At 65.4% G+C, this 13,941-nt stretch carries 14 protein-coding genes; 9 read left to right on the top strand and 5 right to left on the bottom strand.

Annotated features, from left to right (window positions below; all coding sequences use genetic code 11):
• Positions 1-89 precede the first annotated feature (89 nt).
• Entirely contained in the window at positions 90-956 is an 867-nt protein-coding gene (locus ACZ1JV_RS09660; RefSeq protein WP_465151393.1) for a hypothetical protein, read from the bottom strand.
• 366 nt (positions 957-1,322) lie between these two features.
• Here ACZ1JV_RS09660 and ACZ1JV_RS09655 point away from each other — a divergent pair, with 366 nt between their 5' ends.
• From ACZ1JV_RS09655 to ACZ1JV_RS09635, 5 genes are all read left to right on the top strand, one after another.
• Positions 1,323-1,985 (top strand): energy transducer TonB, encoded by a 663-nt coding sequence (locus ACZ1JV_RS09655; RefSeq protein WP_465136581.1) that lies wholly within the window; start codon positions 1,323-1,325, stop codon positions 1,983-1,985.
• 71 nt (positions 1,986-2,056) lie between these two features.
• On the top strand, positions 2,057-2,830 hold the full coding sequence (locus ACZ1JV_RS09650) for a MotA/TolQ/ExbB proton channel family protein (protein WP_465136582.1): 774 nt from the start codon (positions 2,057-2,059) through the stop codon (positions 2,828-2,830).
• Positions 2,831-2,946: 116 nt separating this feature from the next.
• Positions 2,947-3,480 carry an ExbD/TolR family protein gene (locus tag ACZ1JV_RS09645; protein ID WP_465136583.1) on the top strand — a complete coding sequence of 178 codons (534 nt, stop codon included), beginning with the start codon at positions 2,947-2,949 and terminating at the stop codon, positions 3,478-3,480.
• A gap of 23 nt (positions 3,481-3,503) precedes the next feature.
• Complete coding sequence (locus tag ACZ1JV_RS09640; RefSeq protein ID WP_465136584.1) at positions 3,504-3,938, top strand: ExbD/TolR family protein; 435 nt, start codon at positions 3,504-3,506, stop codon at positions 3,936-3,938.
• Positions 3,939-4,137: 199 nt separating this feature from the next.
• Positions 4,138-4,560 carry an ExbD/TolR family protein gene (locus ACZ1JV_RS09635; protein WP_465151392.1) on the top strand — a complete coding sequence of 141 codons (423 nt, stop codon included), beginning with the start codon at positions 4,138-4,140 and terminating at the stop codon, positions 4,558-4,560.
• Between the two features lie 168 nt (positions 4,561-4,728).
• Here ACZ1JV_RS09635 and ACZ1JV_RS09630 read toward each other — a convergent pair whose 3' ends face one another.
• Positions 4,729-7,212 (bottom strand): ligase-associated DNA damage response DEXH box helicase, encoded by a 2,484-nt coding sequence (locus ACZ1JV_RS09630; RefSeq protein WP_465152535.1) that lies wholly within the window; start codon positions 7,210-7,212, stop codon positions 4,729-4,731.
• 103 nt (positions 7,213-7,315) lie between these two features.
• Here ACZ1JV_RS09630 and ACZ1JV_RS09625 point away from each other — a divergent pair, with 103 nt between their 5' ends.
• Positions 7,316-8,587, top strand: coding sequence for an MgtC/SapB family protein (locus tag ACZ1JV_RS09625; protein ID WP_465151391.1), 1,272 nt, complete (start codon positions 7,316-7,318; stop codon positions 8,585-8,587).
• Here the strand turns inward: ACZ1JV_RS09625 and pgmG are convergent.
• Genes pgmG through ACZ1JV_RS09610 form a run of 3 tightly spaced genes read right to left on the bottom strand, consistent with a single transcriptional unit; the run spans position 8,584 to position 11,157 of the window.
• Positions 8,584-9,999 (bottom strand): phosphoglucomutase/phosphomannomutase PgmG, encoded by a 1,416-nt coding sequence (pgmG, locus tag ACZ1JV_RS09620; RefSeq protein ID WP_465151390.1) that lies wholly within the window; start codon positions 9,997-9,999, stop codon positions 8,584-8,586. The genes ACZ1JV_RS09625 and pgmG overlap by 4 nt on opposite strands.
• Before the next feature lie 8 nt (positions 10,000-10,007).
• Positions 10,008-10,334: a J domain-containing protein gene (locus ACZ1JV_RS09615; protein WP_465136588.1), complete on the bottom strand. Its 327-nt coding sequence runs from the start codon at positions 10,332-10,334 to the stop codon at positions 10,008-10,010.
• A gap of 10 nt (positions 10,335-10,344) precedes the next feature.
• Entirely contained in the window at positions 10,345-11,157 is an 813-nt protein-coding gene (locus ACZ1JV_RS09610) for a division plane positioning ATPase MipZ (protein ID WP_465151389.1), read from the bottom strand.
• A gap of 138 nt (positions 11,158-11,295) precedes the next feature.
• Here ACZ1JV_RS09610 and panC point away from each other — a divergent pair, with 138 nt between their 5' ends.
• From panC to ACZ1JV_RS09595, 3 genes are all read left to right on the top strand, one after another.
• Positions 11,296-12,150 (top strand): pantoate--beta-alanine ligase, encoded by an 855-nt coding sequence (gene panC, locus ACZ1JV_RS09605; RefSeq protein WP_465151388.1) that lies wholly within the window; start codon positions 11,296-11,298, stop codon positions 12,148-12,150.
• A 148-nt stretch (positions 12,151-12,298) separates the two neighbouring features.
• Positions 12,299-13,081, top strand: coding sequence for a CsgG/HfaB family protein (locus ACZ1JV_RS09600; protein WP_465136591.1), 783 nt, complete (start codon positions 12,299-12,301; stop codon positions 13,079-13,081).
• A gap of 166 nt (positions 13,082-13,247) precedes the next feature.
• Positions 13,248-13,937 (top strand): response regulator transcription factor, encoded by a 690-nt coding sequence (locus tag ACZ1JV_RS09595; RefSeq protein WP_465136592.1) that lies wholly within the window; start codon positions 13,248-13,250, stop codon positions 13,935-13,937.
• Positions 13,938-13,941: the final 4 nt, after the last annotated feature.

The following is a 13,941-nucleotide window of genomic DNA, read 5'->3' as shown; positions in this document are numbered from 1 at the left end:
TCGCGAGCGCGCCCTAAGCGAGCCCACCGGGAAATTCCAGTACCTTCGCGCGTAATCGAGGCAAATGGCCGCGCGAAAATTGCCCGCCCTCAGCGCTTGTCCAGATTGCGCGTGCAGGGTCCAAGCTGGTTCAGCACCATGCGATAGTCCGCCGCGGCCTGGCGCATCGCCTCCATTCCCTCGGACACATTGGCGCGGGCCGGTGGATTCGCGGGCAGGAAGCAGGCCAGTCGATACCACTCCAGCGTCTCGGGCTGGGGCGGGTGGCCGGTGTTGGCGACCAGTTCAGAGAACGACACGCCCCAGGCCGGCGCCGCGCCCGGCTGATGGACCACGGTGATCGATGCGGCAGAGCCGTTGTGGGTATTCAGGAAAATCTGCGTTTCGCCCTGGCCGGCCAGGTTGCCCGGCACGAACAGCATCTCGCGCACGCCGGTGATTCGCGCCGGTGCATCGGGCGAGACCAGCGCCTTCAGAATGCCGCGCAGGCGGGCTTCGGCGGGTTCGCTCCACAGTTGCTGCGCCGTCGGCGTCACCAGTTGCAGTTCCCCGGGCCGCCCCGGAACGGCACGCGCGAACAGCAGCACGTCCACCTTCTTCAATGCCGGCGGCTTGCCGCGGGCATCGAGCGGAAGGTCCACCAGATAGGCAAAGGATTCGCCGATCGGTGCCGAGCCGGTCAGCAGCGCGCGTGTCTCGGCATTGACGTAGAAACGGCCCATCCCGGGGGTTAGCCCGGGCGCGCGCTCGTCCTCCACCCGCGCCATCTTGCGCACGGTGGCGCGCACGACGATTCCCGCCGATTCGGACAGTGTTGCAAGGTCGGCAAAACTGGCCTCGCGCAGCATGGGCGTGTCGGCCTGCGGCGCCTGTGCCTGCGCCGATGCCGGAAGGACTTGCACGGCCAAAGCGGCGCATGCCAGGTTCAGGACGAGACGGGGCAGATTCGCAGGCATTGTCTAAACTCTCCGGGAAACGCGGGGTCTGGCCTTAGCGGCTTGTGCCTGGCAGCACAAACACCCCCACCGCGCTTGGAACTTAACACCCCTGAATCAAGTGTTAACGGTGCGATTGCCGATAAGGCGTTGCACAGGGGCAACGGTGTCGCTAATGAAATCGGCAAAACGGGGCAAAAACACAAAAATGCCCCACGGTTCGCCAACCCGTTTCGTTGTTTACGGATAGGCAAACTGACAGCCGTCAGGGTGGGTAATTTAGAGTTTCGTCATGGACCTTTCCCCTTGGGAGAGGGCCATGGGCGCCTTTGGGCTTGTCCGCACCCGGGTTGGGTCCAGGGCTTGGTAATGGAGTGATGCGTTTGAATGGCTTACGCTGACCAGCAAATGAGCGGTAACAAGATTACCGCGCTTGTCATTGTCGCGCTGATTCACGTCTTTGTAGGCTATGCACTCGTCACGGGTCTGGCCTACGAAGCCGCGAAAAAAGTCATCAACAAGGTGACCACAGTCGACATCAAGGAAGAGAAACCGAAGGAGGAAGAGCCACCGCCGCCGCCTCCCAAGCAGGATACGCCGCCGCCGCCGATCGTGGCGCCGCCGCCGCCTATCAATATCGCACCGGCCCCGCCGCCGGTGACCACCGTCACCACGCCGCCGCCGGTTCCGATTCCTGCGGTTCCGATTCCGGCTCCGGCCGCCGCTCCGCCGGCACCTCCGGCCCCGCCGGCCCCCTCGAAGGCGCGTGGCGCGTCGGTCAAGGGCGGTTGGACCAGCCGTTTCAACCAGGAATATCCGGCCAAGGCCCTGCGCGAAGAGCGTGAAGGCCGCGTCGGCGTCCGGGTTTCGGTGGGTCCCGATGGTCGTGTTGCCAGCTGCTCCGTTACCAGCTCCAGCGGCAGCCCGGATCTCGACTCGGCAGCTTGTGAAGGCATGAACCGTTTCGGTCGTTTCAACCCCGCTCTCGACGATGCGGGCAACCCGACCAGCGGCTCGTTCGCCACGACGATCGTCTACAAGCTCAGTTAATTTGACGGCCTGGCCGGAACCCGATCGATGGATCTGGCCAAATCCTGCATTCTTCTTGAGAGGTAAATCGCATGCTTATCGTTGACATCCTTGCCGCCGCTGGCGAAGCCGCGCCGCAGAACAAGTTCGGTTTCGTGGAAGCTCTCCAGGCCGGTGGTTTCATTTCGTACGCCACCGTGATCATCATGGGCATCATGTCGTTCGGCTCGTTCTACATCCTGTTCACCAAGTGGTTCGAACAGGCCAAGATCATGCGCCAGTTCGGTGCCGTCCGCTCTTCGTTCTGGAAGGCCCCGACCCTTCGTGAAGGTTCGGCCAAGCTCGAAAAGAACAGCGCATGGCGCCAGCTCGTCGACGACGGCATCGCCGCCGAAGACCAGCACGCCAAGATGACCGACACCCTTGAAGCCCACGACTGGATGCACGCTTCGCTCGCGCGTTCGGAAGCTTCGATCAACGCTCGCCTGGCTTCGGGCCTGCCGTTCCTCGCCACCGTCGGCGCGACCGCACCGTTCATCGGTCTGTTCGGTACCGTCGTCGGCATCTACCGCGCCCTGATCGCCATCGGCATCGCCGGTTCGGCTTCGATCGACAAGGTTGCCGGCCCCGTCGGTGAATCGCTGATCATGACCGCGCTCGGTCTGATCGTCGCCGTTCCCGCCGTTCTCGCCTACAACTACCTCCAGAGCCGCAACAAGCGCATCGCCGAACTGCTGACCGGCTTCTCGGCCGACCTGCTGGCGAACATCAACTCGAAGGGCGCCATCAAGCCCACCGTCGCTGCTGCTCCGGTGAAGCCTGCCGCTGCTCCCGCCAAGCCGGCTGCTGCTCCGGCCAAGCCGTAAGCTGCACGGAAATGCGTCGCCGGATGACGGCGGCGCTTTCCACAGGGGATCAAAGGCGGCGCTTTGCAAGCAGGACCGTCGCCTCCCCAGGGCAACGCAAGGATTAGGATAAGACTATGGCGATATCCTCGGGCGGAGGCGGTGCCGAAACACCGATGTCCGACATCAACACGACGCCGCTCGTTGACGTCATGCTGGTGCTTCTGATCATCTTCCTGATCGCGGTCCCGGTCGCGATCCAGACGGTCGAAAAGCTGAAGATCCCGGTCATCAAGTCGGAAGAATCGAAGGACAAGGTCGAAAACCTCCTCCTCTCGGTTACGACCACCGACGATTCGGGTCGCAGTGCGGGTGAACCCGGCTACCAGGGCGCTTCGCGCAACGGTGAATGCCGCGTCTACTTCAACAACATCACGCCGGTGACCTCGAAGGAACTGTACGACCAGGCCTTCAAGCGTCTCGATGCAATCGTGAAGCGTGCAGGCGGTCCGGAAGCCCTTCGGGACAACCCGGATCTGGTTCCGCAGGTTCACATCCGCGGTGACGTGAACGCCCCGTGGCGTTGCGTGGCCGGCGCGATCTACAACGTCCAGATTGCGGGTTACCCGACGGTTGGATTCATCTCCAACCCGGTTGACCCGAACGCTTGACGTTCGAGAAGGAGTAACATTCCATGGCAATGTCAGGCGGCAAGGACGATGGCGCGCCGATGATGGAAATGAACACGACGCCGTTGATCGACGTCATGCTCGTTCTCCTCATCATGTTCATCATCACCATCCCGGTTGCGACCAACTCGATCGACATCGACCTCCCGGTTGCAACCCCTCCGACGAACACGCCGCCGCCGGTGGACCCGATCAAGAACAAGATCGTGCTCACCTCGGATGCGAAGATCCTCTGGAACGGCAACCAGGTCGACCAGAACACCCTGCAGAACCTGCTGGCGCAGTCGCTGACCTACAAGGTCGAGCCCGAACTGCAGTACCAGCCGGAAGCGCAGGCCAGCTACGAGCTGTCGGCTCAGGTTCTCCAGCTCATCAAGGCTGCGAACGTGACCAAGTTCGGCTTCGTCGGCAACGAGCAGTTCCGCGACTTCGGCAAGTAAGCCGGACAACGGAACGATCCTACCGGATCAAGGAAGGGGCGGAGAAATCCGCCCCTTTTTCTTTGTCCAGGCCAGATGCCCGCCCCCTGTCCCGCTTCGCCCCCTTATTCCGCTTCGCGATGCCCTATTGGAGGACTGCGAAATTCGGGTTACATTTCATGCCAGTGCGGAAAAAGATCCCTGAAGAGAGGACTTGCCCATGACCACTGGAGAGGCCGTTTCCCGCGAATCCCCGATCGCCGCGATCAACACCACGCCGCTGATCGACGTCATGCTGGTGTTGCTGATCATGTTCGTGATCACCATCCCCGTCGCCACGCAGTCAATCCAGGTCGATCTGCCCACGGGCACGACCGAACATACCGTGCAACCGCTGCAGAACACGATCACGATCGGTGCCGATGGCACGATCCGCTGGAACGGCGATACGGTGGAGAAGGGCGAACTTGCCACGCTGCTCTACAGCACGACGCGGATGCCGGCCGAACCCGAACTGCGCTTCCGCCCCGATGCGAACGCCGCCTATGCCCGCACCGCCGAAGTGCTGCAGACGATCAAGGCTTCCGGCGTGACCAACTTCGGCTTCGTCGACAACGACCGCTTCGGCGCCTTCGACCGTTAGGGCAGGCCGACCTCGGATTGCGTTTGAAAATTCGCGAAACGCGAATTTTTGCGGCACCAGCCCTCTCCCCCACCCTTCCACCCAACGGTAGTATCCTGCGGGTGGAAGGGTGGGGGAGAGGGCTGGTGCCGCCTCAAAATGCCCTAGCGGCATTTTTCAAACGGGCTCTCAGTCCTCGCTGGGCGGATCGACCCGCATCGCCAGCGAGGCGAGGCTCTCCGCCTCCACCAGCAGATCTTCGTCCGCGGCGCCGGAAGGCAGCGATTCGCGGCCGATCATCGACAGTGCCGGCACCGAAAGCGGGCTGATCCGGTCCAGCCGGACATGATCAATCTCGCTCGCCGCGCGGTCCAGCACATCGGCCACGCGCGCCACATCGGTCATCCGCGCGCGGGCGTCGGCCCAGGCCGCCTCGATCAGGAGGTGATCAGGCTCGTACTTGCGCAGGACGTCATAAATGAGGTCGGTGGAAAAGGTCACTTGCCGGCCGGACTTTCGCGTTCCCGGCTGCTGCCGCTCCACCAGCCCCGAAATCACCGCCACTTCGCGGAAGGCCCGGCGCAGCAAGTACGATTGCTGCACCCAATCGACGAATTCGTGAGTCAGGATATCGGGGGAGAGCAAGGCGGCGGGATCCTCCACCGGCTTCAGTCCCCAGACCACCAGCGCGTAGTCGGTGGCGACGAAGCCCAGCGGCCCCAGCCCCCGGTCTTCCATGCGCCGGGTGATCAGCATCCCCAGCGACTGATTCGCGGGCCACCCCTCGAACGTGTAGTAGGTCGTATAGGCAGCGCCGTGGTGCGGGAAGCTTTCGACCAGCAGCCGGCCCGGCGCGGGCAAGTGCGATCGCCAGTCCTGCACCTCCAGCCATTCGCGCACATCGTCGGGAAAGCGCGCCCAGCCGGCCTGATCGCACAGCATCGCCCGCACTCGCTCCGCCAAGTGCGTGGATATCGGCATCCGCTGCCCCATGTAGCTGGGGATCGTCGCCGATCGCTTGGCCGCGCGCACGATCAGTTCCAACTCGCGCAGCGCCTCCACTTCCAGATCCATGCCGGCAAAGCGGAAGGTATCGCCCGGCTTCAGACTGGCACCGAAGCCTTCCTCCACCTTGCCGAGCGAGCGGCCGTTGCGGAAGCGCACTTCCAGCATCTCGGCATCGACGATGATCCCGGCGTTCAGCCGATGCCGTGCCGCATGTTCGGGATGGGTCAGCCGCCATTGCCAACCGCCCTGCCCGTCCTTCTCCCGGACGATGCGCCGAAAACGGTCGTAGGAGCGCAGCGCGTAACCGCCCGTGGCCACGAAATCGAGCACGCGGGCGAAGATCGCCGCGTCCACCCAGGCATAAGCGGCGGAGGAGCGCACTTCGGCCAGCACCGCCTCTTCGCGAAACGGACCGGCGCAGGCCGTGCCCATCACGTGCTGGGCCAGCACGTCCAGCCCGCCGGGCCGAAATGCCTCGCCATCGCGCTGCCCTTCACGGACTGCCTCTTGCGCCGCGAAGGCTTCGAGGAATTCAAACCGATTGCCCGGCACCAGAACCGCTTTGCTGGGCTGATCGAGCCGGTGGTTGGCGCGCCCGATGCGCTGGAGCAGGCGCGAGGAGCCCTTGGGCGCGCCCATCTGCACCACCAGATCGATATCGCCCCAATCGACACCTAGATCGAGGCTGGCGGTACAGACAAGGCCCCTAAGCCGCCCTTCCGCCATTGCCCCTTCCACCTTGCGCCGCGCCTCCTTGGAGAGCGACCCGTGGTGGATGCCGATCGGCAGATTGTCCTCGTTCGCGTCCCAAAGCTCCTGAAAAATATATTCGGCCAGAAAGCGCGTGTTGGTGAAGATCAGCGTGGTGCGGTGCGCCTTGATCTGGTCGATCAGTTGCGGGATCGCCCATGTCGCCGCATGGCCGCTCCACGGGATGCGTTCCTCTTGCGGCAGCAGGATCGAGACTTCGGGCTCGGCGCCGGGTTCGCCCTCCACCAGTTCCACCGCGTCGATCTCTCCCCACGGTGCCAGCCAGCCGCGAAAGGCATCGGGGTCGGCCAGCGTCGCCGAGAGCCCCGCACGCTGTAGTCCGGGGCTGAGTGCCTGCAGCCGCGCCAGTGACAGCGCCAGCAGATCGCCGCGCTTGCCGGTGGCGAAGGCGTGGATTTCATCGATCACCACGCGCTTCAGGCCGGCGAACAGCACCGGCGCCTCGGGATAGGTCAGCAGCAGTGAGAGCGATTCGGGCGTCGTCAGCAGCACATGCGGCGGCCGGGCCCGCTGGCGTGCCTTGCGATCGGAGGGCGTATCGCCGCTGCGTGTCTCGATCCGGATCGGCAGGCCCATTTCCTCGACCGGGGTCAGCAGGTTGCGCTGCACGTCGTGCGCCAGGGCCTTGAGCGGCGAGACGTAGAGCGTGTGCAGCCCCTCCGGCGCTTCGCCGCCCGCCTGCCGCGAGGGACAGAAATCCGCCAGCGTCGGCAAAAAGCCCGCCAGCGTCTTGCCCGCGCCGGTATCGGCCACCAGCAGGGCGTGCTTGCCCCGGTCCGATGCCGCCAGCATGTCCCGCTGGTGACGGCGAACCCGCCAGCCCCGCCCGGCGAACCAGTCGGCAATTTCGGGAGGAAGCTTCGGGTCCGTATCTCGGGGTTTGCGCGCCGCCATGGCTGATAGGTGGAGAGAAAAGCCTTCTGCTGCAAGAACGTCCGGCTTGCGCTTCGCCGCATGGCCGGCCACGATGCAGGCCCAGCCACCGGCGCGAGGGCCCATGCCGATCGATCTCGAGCTGTCAGACCTCGCCAAAGTGGCCGTCAGCCTTGCGCTAGGCTTGCTCGTCGGCATCCAGCGTGGCTGGGCCCAGCGCGATCGCGCTTCCGGCACGCGCTTCGCCGGGGTCCGCACTTTCGCCTTGATCGGATTGGGCGGCGGCATTGCCGGCGTGCTGTTTCACATCGCCCCGGGCCCCGCCACCGTTCTGGTGGGCGCCGTTGGCGTGCTGGTGCTGATCGGCTACGTCCGCGACAGCCGCCTGAACGAGACAGCCAGCGGCACCAGCGGACTGGTCGCCCTGCTGACCGTCGCCAGCGGCTTTCTGGTCGGACTGGGAGAGCGGGTTACCGGAACCGCCATCGCCGTGACCATGGTGCTGCTACTGGCGCTGCGCGAGCAGCTCCACGGCTGGATCGACCGGCTCAGCCAGCGCGAGGTGCTGTCGATCGCCCGCTATGCGCTGATTGCGCTGGTGATCCTGCCGCTGCTGCCCGATCAGCCCTTCGGCCCTTACGGCGCGTGGAACCCCCGCCAGCTCTGGCTGGTGGTGGTGCTGATCTCCGGCTTTTCGTTCGCTGCCTATTTCGCCACGCGCATGCTGGGCACCCGGCGCGGGATCATCGCCACCGCCGCCGCCGGATCGCTGGTGTCCTCCACCGCCGTCATCGCTTCGCTGGCCAGCCGGATGAAGCAGGGCGAAGAGCCGCGCGCGGTGTTTCGCGCCGCCATCGCCTTCGCCTCGGTCATCATGTTCCTGCGCGTCTTCGTGCTGACCGCGCTGCTGGCGCCCGTGGCGCTGCCCACGCTGACGCGGCTGATCGCGCCCGGGCTGGTGGTCGGCATCGCGGCCGCCGGCTGGTATCTACGCCGCAGCCGCGCGGCGGCCACGCCCAATCCCGGCCACGAACTGGCGATGCGCAACCCGTTCGACATCGGGCCGGCGCTGATGCTGGCCGGGCTGGTCATGGTGCTGACGGTCGCTTCGATTTGGGTGCTGGCCAATTTCGGGGAGCGCGGGCTGGCCCTGGTGCTGGCAGTGTCCGGCACGGTGGACGTCGATTCCGCGATCATCACCATGGGCGGACTGGCCGGACAGTCGCTGGACGGGCGCACCGCCGGGCTGGTGCTGGCGGTGCCGGTGGCGCTGAACACGCTGGTCAAGGCCGGCGTGACGATACGGCTGGCGGGTTGGCAGAACGGCAAGGCCGCAGCGCTGCCGCTGGTCGCCAGCGCTGCAGCCGTTGGCCTCGCGATCGTGATTCTGCCCTAGCGGGTCAGTCCCGATGCCGCGAGTTGCGCATCGATTTCCCGCAGCAGCCGCTCCAGCCCTTCTGCCGTCTCGCTCTCCGCTCGCGCGGTCAGCATCGCTTGCGTGTTGGACGCGCGCAGCAGCCACCAGCCATCGGGCGTGGTAACGCGCACCCCGTCCACCGCGACGACATCGGCGCCCGCAGCCGCCAGCCGCGCGTGCACTTCCTCCACGGCGGCGAACTTGCGCTCTTCGGCCACCTTGAACCGCAGTTCGGGCGTCGAGATCGGACGTGGCATGGCGTCGTGCAGGTCTGCCACGCTGCGATCGAGCCGCAAGGTCGCGGCGATCAGGCGCAGCGCCGCGTAGAAGGCATCGTCGAAGCCGTAGTAATCATCGGCAAAGAACATGTGCCCGGTCATCTCGCCCGCCAGCAGCGCGCCGATTTCCTTCATTCTGGCCTTGATCAGCGCATGGCCGGTCTTCCACATGTCCGGCACGCCGCCCAGCCGGGCCACCGTATCGAACAGCACGCGCGATGCCTTCACATCGGCAATGACTTGCGCCCCCGGACGGCGGCGCAGCAGATCCTCTGCATAGATCGCCAGCAGCTGATCGCCTGCCAGTGCCCGCCCGGTACCGTCGACCACGCCGATCCGGTCCGCATCGCCATCGAAGGCAACTCCGAAATCGAGGTTCTTCGCCGCGACGAGGGCGCGCAAGTCTGCCAGATTGGCGTCCTCGCTCGGGTCCGGATGATGGTTCGGAAACGTCCCATCCACTTCGGTGAAGAGCAGATGATGTTCGCCAGGCAGCTTGGAAGTGAGCCGTTCCAGCACGGGGCCGGCCGCGCCGTTCCCGGCATCCCAGCCGATGCGCAGCTGCGCCAGCCGGTCGACGGGCAAGCCGTCGAGGGCGGGCAGCATCCCGGCGACATAGGCATCGACAACGCTGCGATCTTCGATCCGCCCGCCATCGGCTGCTTCGGCGCCCCAATCCCCGGCTGCCGCGATTTCGCCAAGCCGCTGGATCGCCGCCCCGTAAAAGGGCCGAGCCTGCGCTACCATCTTGAAGCCATTCTGATCGGCGGGATTGTGGCTGCCAGTTATCTGAATGCCGCCCTGCACGTCTTCGGCTGAGGCTTCGGCGTAATAGAGCATCGGGCTGCTCGACAGGCCGATCCGCACCACGTCCGCACCGCCCGCCAGAAGGCCGTCCACCAAGGCCGCTTCCAGCAGGGGCGAGCTTAGCCTGCCATCGCGGCCGACAACCACTTTCGGCCGCCCCTGCCCGGTGAGTTCACGGCGCAGGATGGTGGCAAAGCCCCGCCCGATAGCATGGGCATCATCCGCATTCAGATTTCCACCGACAACGCCGCGAATGTCGTATTCGCGCAGGATCGTCGGATCGAAATGATGGTGGTCTTGGGGCATCGCGGCCCTCAGGCCCGCGCGCCGCTATCGATCTGGTCCAGCAGCAGATCGCGCGCGGCATTGGCCTCGTGGACTTTCTCGTTCGAGCCGCCACGATCAGGATGAATCGCGATCAGGCGCTTGCGATGCGCTTCCAGAATGGCCTCACGGCTGGCGCCCTCCGGCACGCCCAGCAGGGCGCGGGCCTGTGCCTGCTCATGGATCTGCGCGAAGCCGGTCGCCTTGCTGCGCGACTTCGATGCCGGCCAGTCATAGCCCAGATGGTTCCACGGCCAGCGGCCGGTTGCCAGTTTCCAGGCGATGCAGCCCAGCACGATCAGCCAGATGAGCTTCATCGCCGGAGCTTCAGCCTTCGTCCGAGAGTTCGAACTGCGGTTCGCGCCGTTCGGGCATCGGCAGGTTGAGCCCCGCCACCAGCCCGCGCAGTTCCTGCCGGGCGACCAGATGGCTGGTGCCCAGTTCGCCCAGATGCCCCTTGTCGAGCAGCGTCAGGCCAGAGGGGAACAGTTCGCGGAAGATAACGCGTTCGGACAGGCCCGGCGAAATCCGGAAGCCCACGCGCTTCGACAGTTCCTTCAGTGCGCCTTCAAGGCGGCGCATGTTCTTCGCTTCCACGTGCTGGACGCGGTTGCGGACCACCACCCAGTCGAGTTCGCGGCGACCTTCGTTGATGGTCTTCAACCCGCGCTTCTTGCGCGTTTCCCACATGAGTTCGGCATAGAACGAAAGCTTCTTCACGCGGAAGGTTTCGTTCTCCACCTGGCCGATCAGGTCGAAGTCCACGAAGCTGTCGTTCAGCGGCGTCACCAGCGTATCGGCGGTGGCGGCCACGTGGCGGGCGAACTGATCGTCACGCCCGGGGGTGTCGAACACCAGAAAATCGTAGCCGTCGGCGATCTGCTCGGCCAGATCGTCCAGTTCCCCGATATCGTCGCCATCGTAGACCGCAAAGCGGGCGCCGGGCAGCGCGATTTCGCGCTGGCGCTCCGTCTCGATGCGGTTTTCCAGATAGCGGTACAGCGTGCGCTGGCGCGGATCGAGGTCGATCGCGGCCACTTTGGCGCCTTGATAGGCGAGCGCGATGGCGACGTGGACGGCCGTGGTGGACTTGCCGGTGCCGCCCTTTTCATTGGCGAAAACGATGCGATGCGCTGTCACGGACCCTAGCTTTCCCTGTTACCGCCGGCCCTGCCCGGCAGGCGAATTCTCAACCGCTTCTTGCCGCCCGGGGCGCGCCGGCGCTAAGGGCTGGCGCGAGGACCGGTCAAGTCCATCCTAACGGAGCAGCCACCCCCAATGCAAACCGTCCACAGCCTTGATCCACTGCGCAGTGCCATCCAGACCCTTCGCCAGACCGGAACCGTGGCCCTGGTTCCCACCATGGGCGCGCTTCATGAAGGTCACCTGACACTCGTGCGCGAAGCGCGCAAGCGGGCGGATCACGTGGTGGTTTCGATCTTCGTGAACCCGCTGCAGTTCGGCGCGAACGAGGATCTGGACGCCTATCCGCGCCAGCTTGAACGCGATTGCAAGCTGCTGGAACCCGAAGGCGTGGCGCTGGTCTGGGCGCCTACCGTGGATGCGATGTATCCGCAGGGCTTTGCCACCAATATCTCTGTCACCGGCGTGTCCGACGGCCTGTGCGGCGCCTCGCGCCCCGGCCATTTCGACGGCGTCGCCACCGTGGTCTGCAAGCTGTTCCATCAGGTGCTGCCAGATGTGGCGCTGTTCGGGGAGAAGGACTGGCAGCAGCTGGCGGTAATCCGCCGCATGGCGCGCGACCTCGATCTCACCCGCCCCCATGTCGATGCGATCATCGGCGTGGAAACCGTGCGCGAGGCGGACGGCGTCGCCCGCTCCTCGCGCAATGCCTATCTGACGGCCGAGGAACGCGCCGCCGCCGTCACCCTGCCCACCGCGATGAAAGCGGCGATCGCCGCGATCGAAGCGGGCGAGCCGGTTGCCGCCGCCATCGGCGCGCTGGAACAGGCGCTGATCACCGGCGGATTCCTGTCGGTGGACTATGCGGAACTGCGCGATGCCGACAGCCTCGTCCCGCTGGACGCGCGTTCGGACCGCCCGATGCGGCTGCTCGTCGCCGCGCGGATCGGCAAGGCGCGTCTGATCGACAACATGGCGGTCGCGCCCTGACGATTTGCAATGGATTGCACCGAAGCGGCCGCATAAGGATAAATCTCAGTAAGATAGGCACTTGTGCCGTAATATTTCGTATTTATGGTCCCCGCGTTTGGGAAAGCCGTCACGCCCCCGCGTGCGGCGCAACAAAGGGACCAGCACGATGAAGAAGATCGCCAGCGCGCTCGCCGCGCTTGCCGTTCTGGCAAGTTCGTCTTCGGCCTTCGCGGAAGACAAATCCTCAGCCCGCAAGTTGCAGGACAAGGGCACCCAGCAGATCCCGGTCTGCCGCAAGAATCTGGGCACCGTCGCCATCATCGAGCCGGACAACCAGTGGTGGCGCGAACTCAGCCTGGGCAGCCCGGAAGCGATCCTGCGCGTCTTCGTGCAGCAGTCGCACTGCTTCACGCTCGTCAACCGGGGCCGTTCGCTGCAGAACAGCGCCATGGAACGCGCTCTGGCGGAGCAGGGTGAGCTGCAGCGGGGATCGAACGTCGGCAAGGGGCAGATCAAGGCGGCGGACTACTTCCTCCAGCCGGATATCGTCTCCACCAACAACAATTCGGGCGGCGGTGGCCTGGGCGCGATGCTGGGCGGCGTCGGCGGCCTGCTGGGCCGCGGCGTCGGCTCGATTGCCGGCGGCCTGAACATCAAGAAGGGCGAGGCGAACGTCACGCTCTCGATCGTCAACTCCCGCACCACGGTGGAAGAGGCGCTGACGGAGGGCTATGCCCGCAAGTCGGACGTCAGCTTCGGCGGTTCGGGCGGCGGCTTCTTCGGCGGCACCTTCGGTTCGGCCGGCGGCGGCGGGTATCAGAACACGCAGATCGGCCAGATCATCGTGCTCGCCTATCTCGATGCCTATACCAAGCTGGTCAGCGAACTTGGCGGCCTGCCGCAGGACGCCTCGGCAGCGGCTCCCGTCGCCACTTCGGCGCAGCACTGACGGGCGCCCAGAAGACCCTAACAAGTACAGGCCCTAACAAGTATTGTCAGCGGATATCCTGTCCGCCAATGCCTATCTGGACGGGGGTTTTTCCGCCCCGTCCAGCATGGGGCCACTGCATGACCGAACGAGCACGAAGCGCCGCAGGGTGGAGCCGCACGCCGGCATGAGCGCGCTCCGCATTCTCTACATAGAGGACGATACGCGCGCCGCCGCGCAGGTGGCGGAAGTCGCCGAGAGCGCCGGCCTTGCGCTCACCTGGGCCGCGAACGGCCAGGACGGGCTGATGCGCGCCGGCGTCAATCGGTTCGACGTCATCATCCTCGATCGCATGCTGCCCGACCTTGACGGGTTGACCATCGTGGAACGGTTGCGGGAATCGGGCGTGGGGACGCCCGTGCTCATGCTTTCCGCGCTGGGCCGCACTTCGGACCGTGCGGAAGGTCTGGACGGCGGCGCCGACGACTATCTGGCCAAGCCTTTCGAGGCAGAGGAACTGCTCGCCCGCCTGCGCGCGCTGCATCGCCGCGCTTCGGGGCGGGAGCATAGCGCGGTGATCCTCTACGGCGCCTTCGAATGCCACGTGAAGGCGCGCACCGCCTTTCGCGACAACCGCCACCTGGCGCTCAGCCCCAAGGAATTCGAGCTTTTCCGCTACTTCATGGAAAATGCCGGCGAAGTGCTGACGCGCGAGATGCTGCTGCGCGACGTGTGGAAGATGAACTTCGATCCCCAGACCAACGTGGTGGACGTCAACATCGGGCGCCTGCGCCGCAAGCTGGAGGACGGGTTCGACAGCCCGGCGCTCGAAACCATCTGGGGTTCGGGATACCGCCTGCTCGACGGCGGGCGCTGACCGC

The sequence above is a fragment of the Novosphingobium sp. BL-S-19 genome (assembly GCF_055521675.1).
Note: the sequence above shows the minus strand (reverse complement) of the source record. Positions and strands in the feature narration are given on the sequence as shown.

Coding starts and splice junctions, on each gene's coding strand:
- ACZ1JV_RS09660 (WP_465151393.1), bottom strand. CDS start 956: ATGCCTGCGAATCTGCCCCGTCTCGTCCTGAACCTGGCATGCGCCGCT.
- ACZ1JV_RS09625 (WP_465151391.1), top strand. CDS start 7,316: ATGCCGATCGATCTCGAGCTGTCAGACCTCGCCAAAGTGGCCGTCAGC.
- ACZ1JV_RS09630 (WP_465152535.1), bottom strand. CDS start 7,212: ATGGCGGCGCGCAAACCCCGAGATACGGACCCGAAGCTTCCTCCCGAA.
- ACZ1JV_RS09615 (WP_465136588.1), bottom strand. CDS start 10,334: ATGAAGCTCATCTGGCTGATCGTGCTGGGCTGCATCGCCTGGAAACTG.
- ACZ1JV_RS09655 (WP_465136581.1), top strand. CDS start 1,323: ATGGCTTACGCTGACCAGCAAATGAGCGGTAACAAGATTACCGCGCTT.
- ACZ1JV_RS09645 (WP_465136583.1), top strand. CDS start 2,947: ATGGCGATATCCTCGGGCGGAGGCGGTGCCGAAACACCGATGTCCGAC.
- pgmG (WP_465151390.1), bottom strand. CDS start 9,999: ATGCCCCAAGACCACCATCATTTCGATCCGACGATCCTGCGCGAATAC.
- ACZ1JV_RS09640 (WP_465136584.1), top strand. CDS start 3,504: ATGGCAATGTCAGGCGGCAAGGACGATGGCGCGCCGATGATGGAAATG.
- ACZ1JV_RS09595 (WP_465136592.1), top strand. CDS start 13,248: ATGAGCGCGCTCCGCATTCTCTACATAGAGGACGATACGCGCGCCGCC.
- ACZ1JV_RS09650 (WP_465136582.1), top strand. CDS start 2,057: ATGCTTATCGTTGACATCCTTGCCGCCGCTGGCGAAGCCGCGCCGCAG.
- ACZ1JV_RS09635 (WP_465151392.1), top strand. CDS start 4,138: ATGACCACTGGAGAGGCCGTTTCCCGCGAATCCCCGATCGCCGCGATC.
- ACZ1JV_RS09600 (WP_465136591.1), top strand. CDS start 12,299: ATGAAGAAGATCGCCAGCGCGCTCGCCGCGCTTGCCGTTCTGGCAAGT.
- panC (WP_465151388.1), top strand. CDS start 11,296: ATGCAAACCGTCCACAGCCTTGATCCACTGCGCAGTGCCATCCAGACC.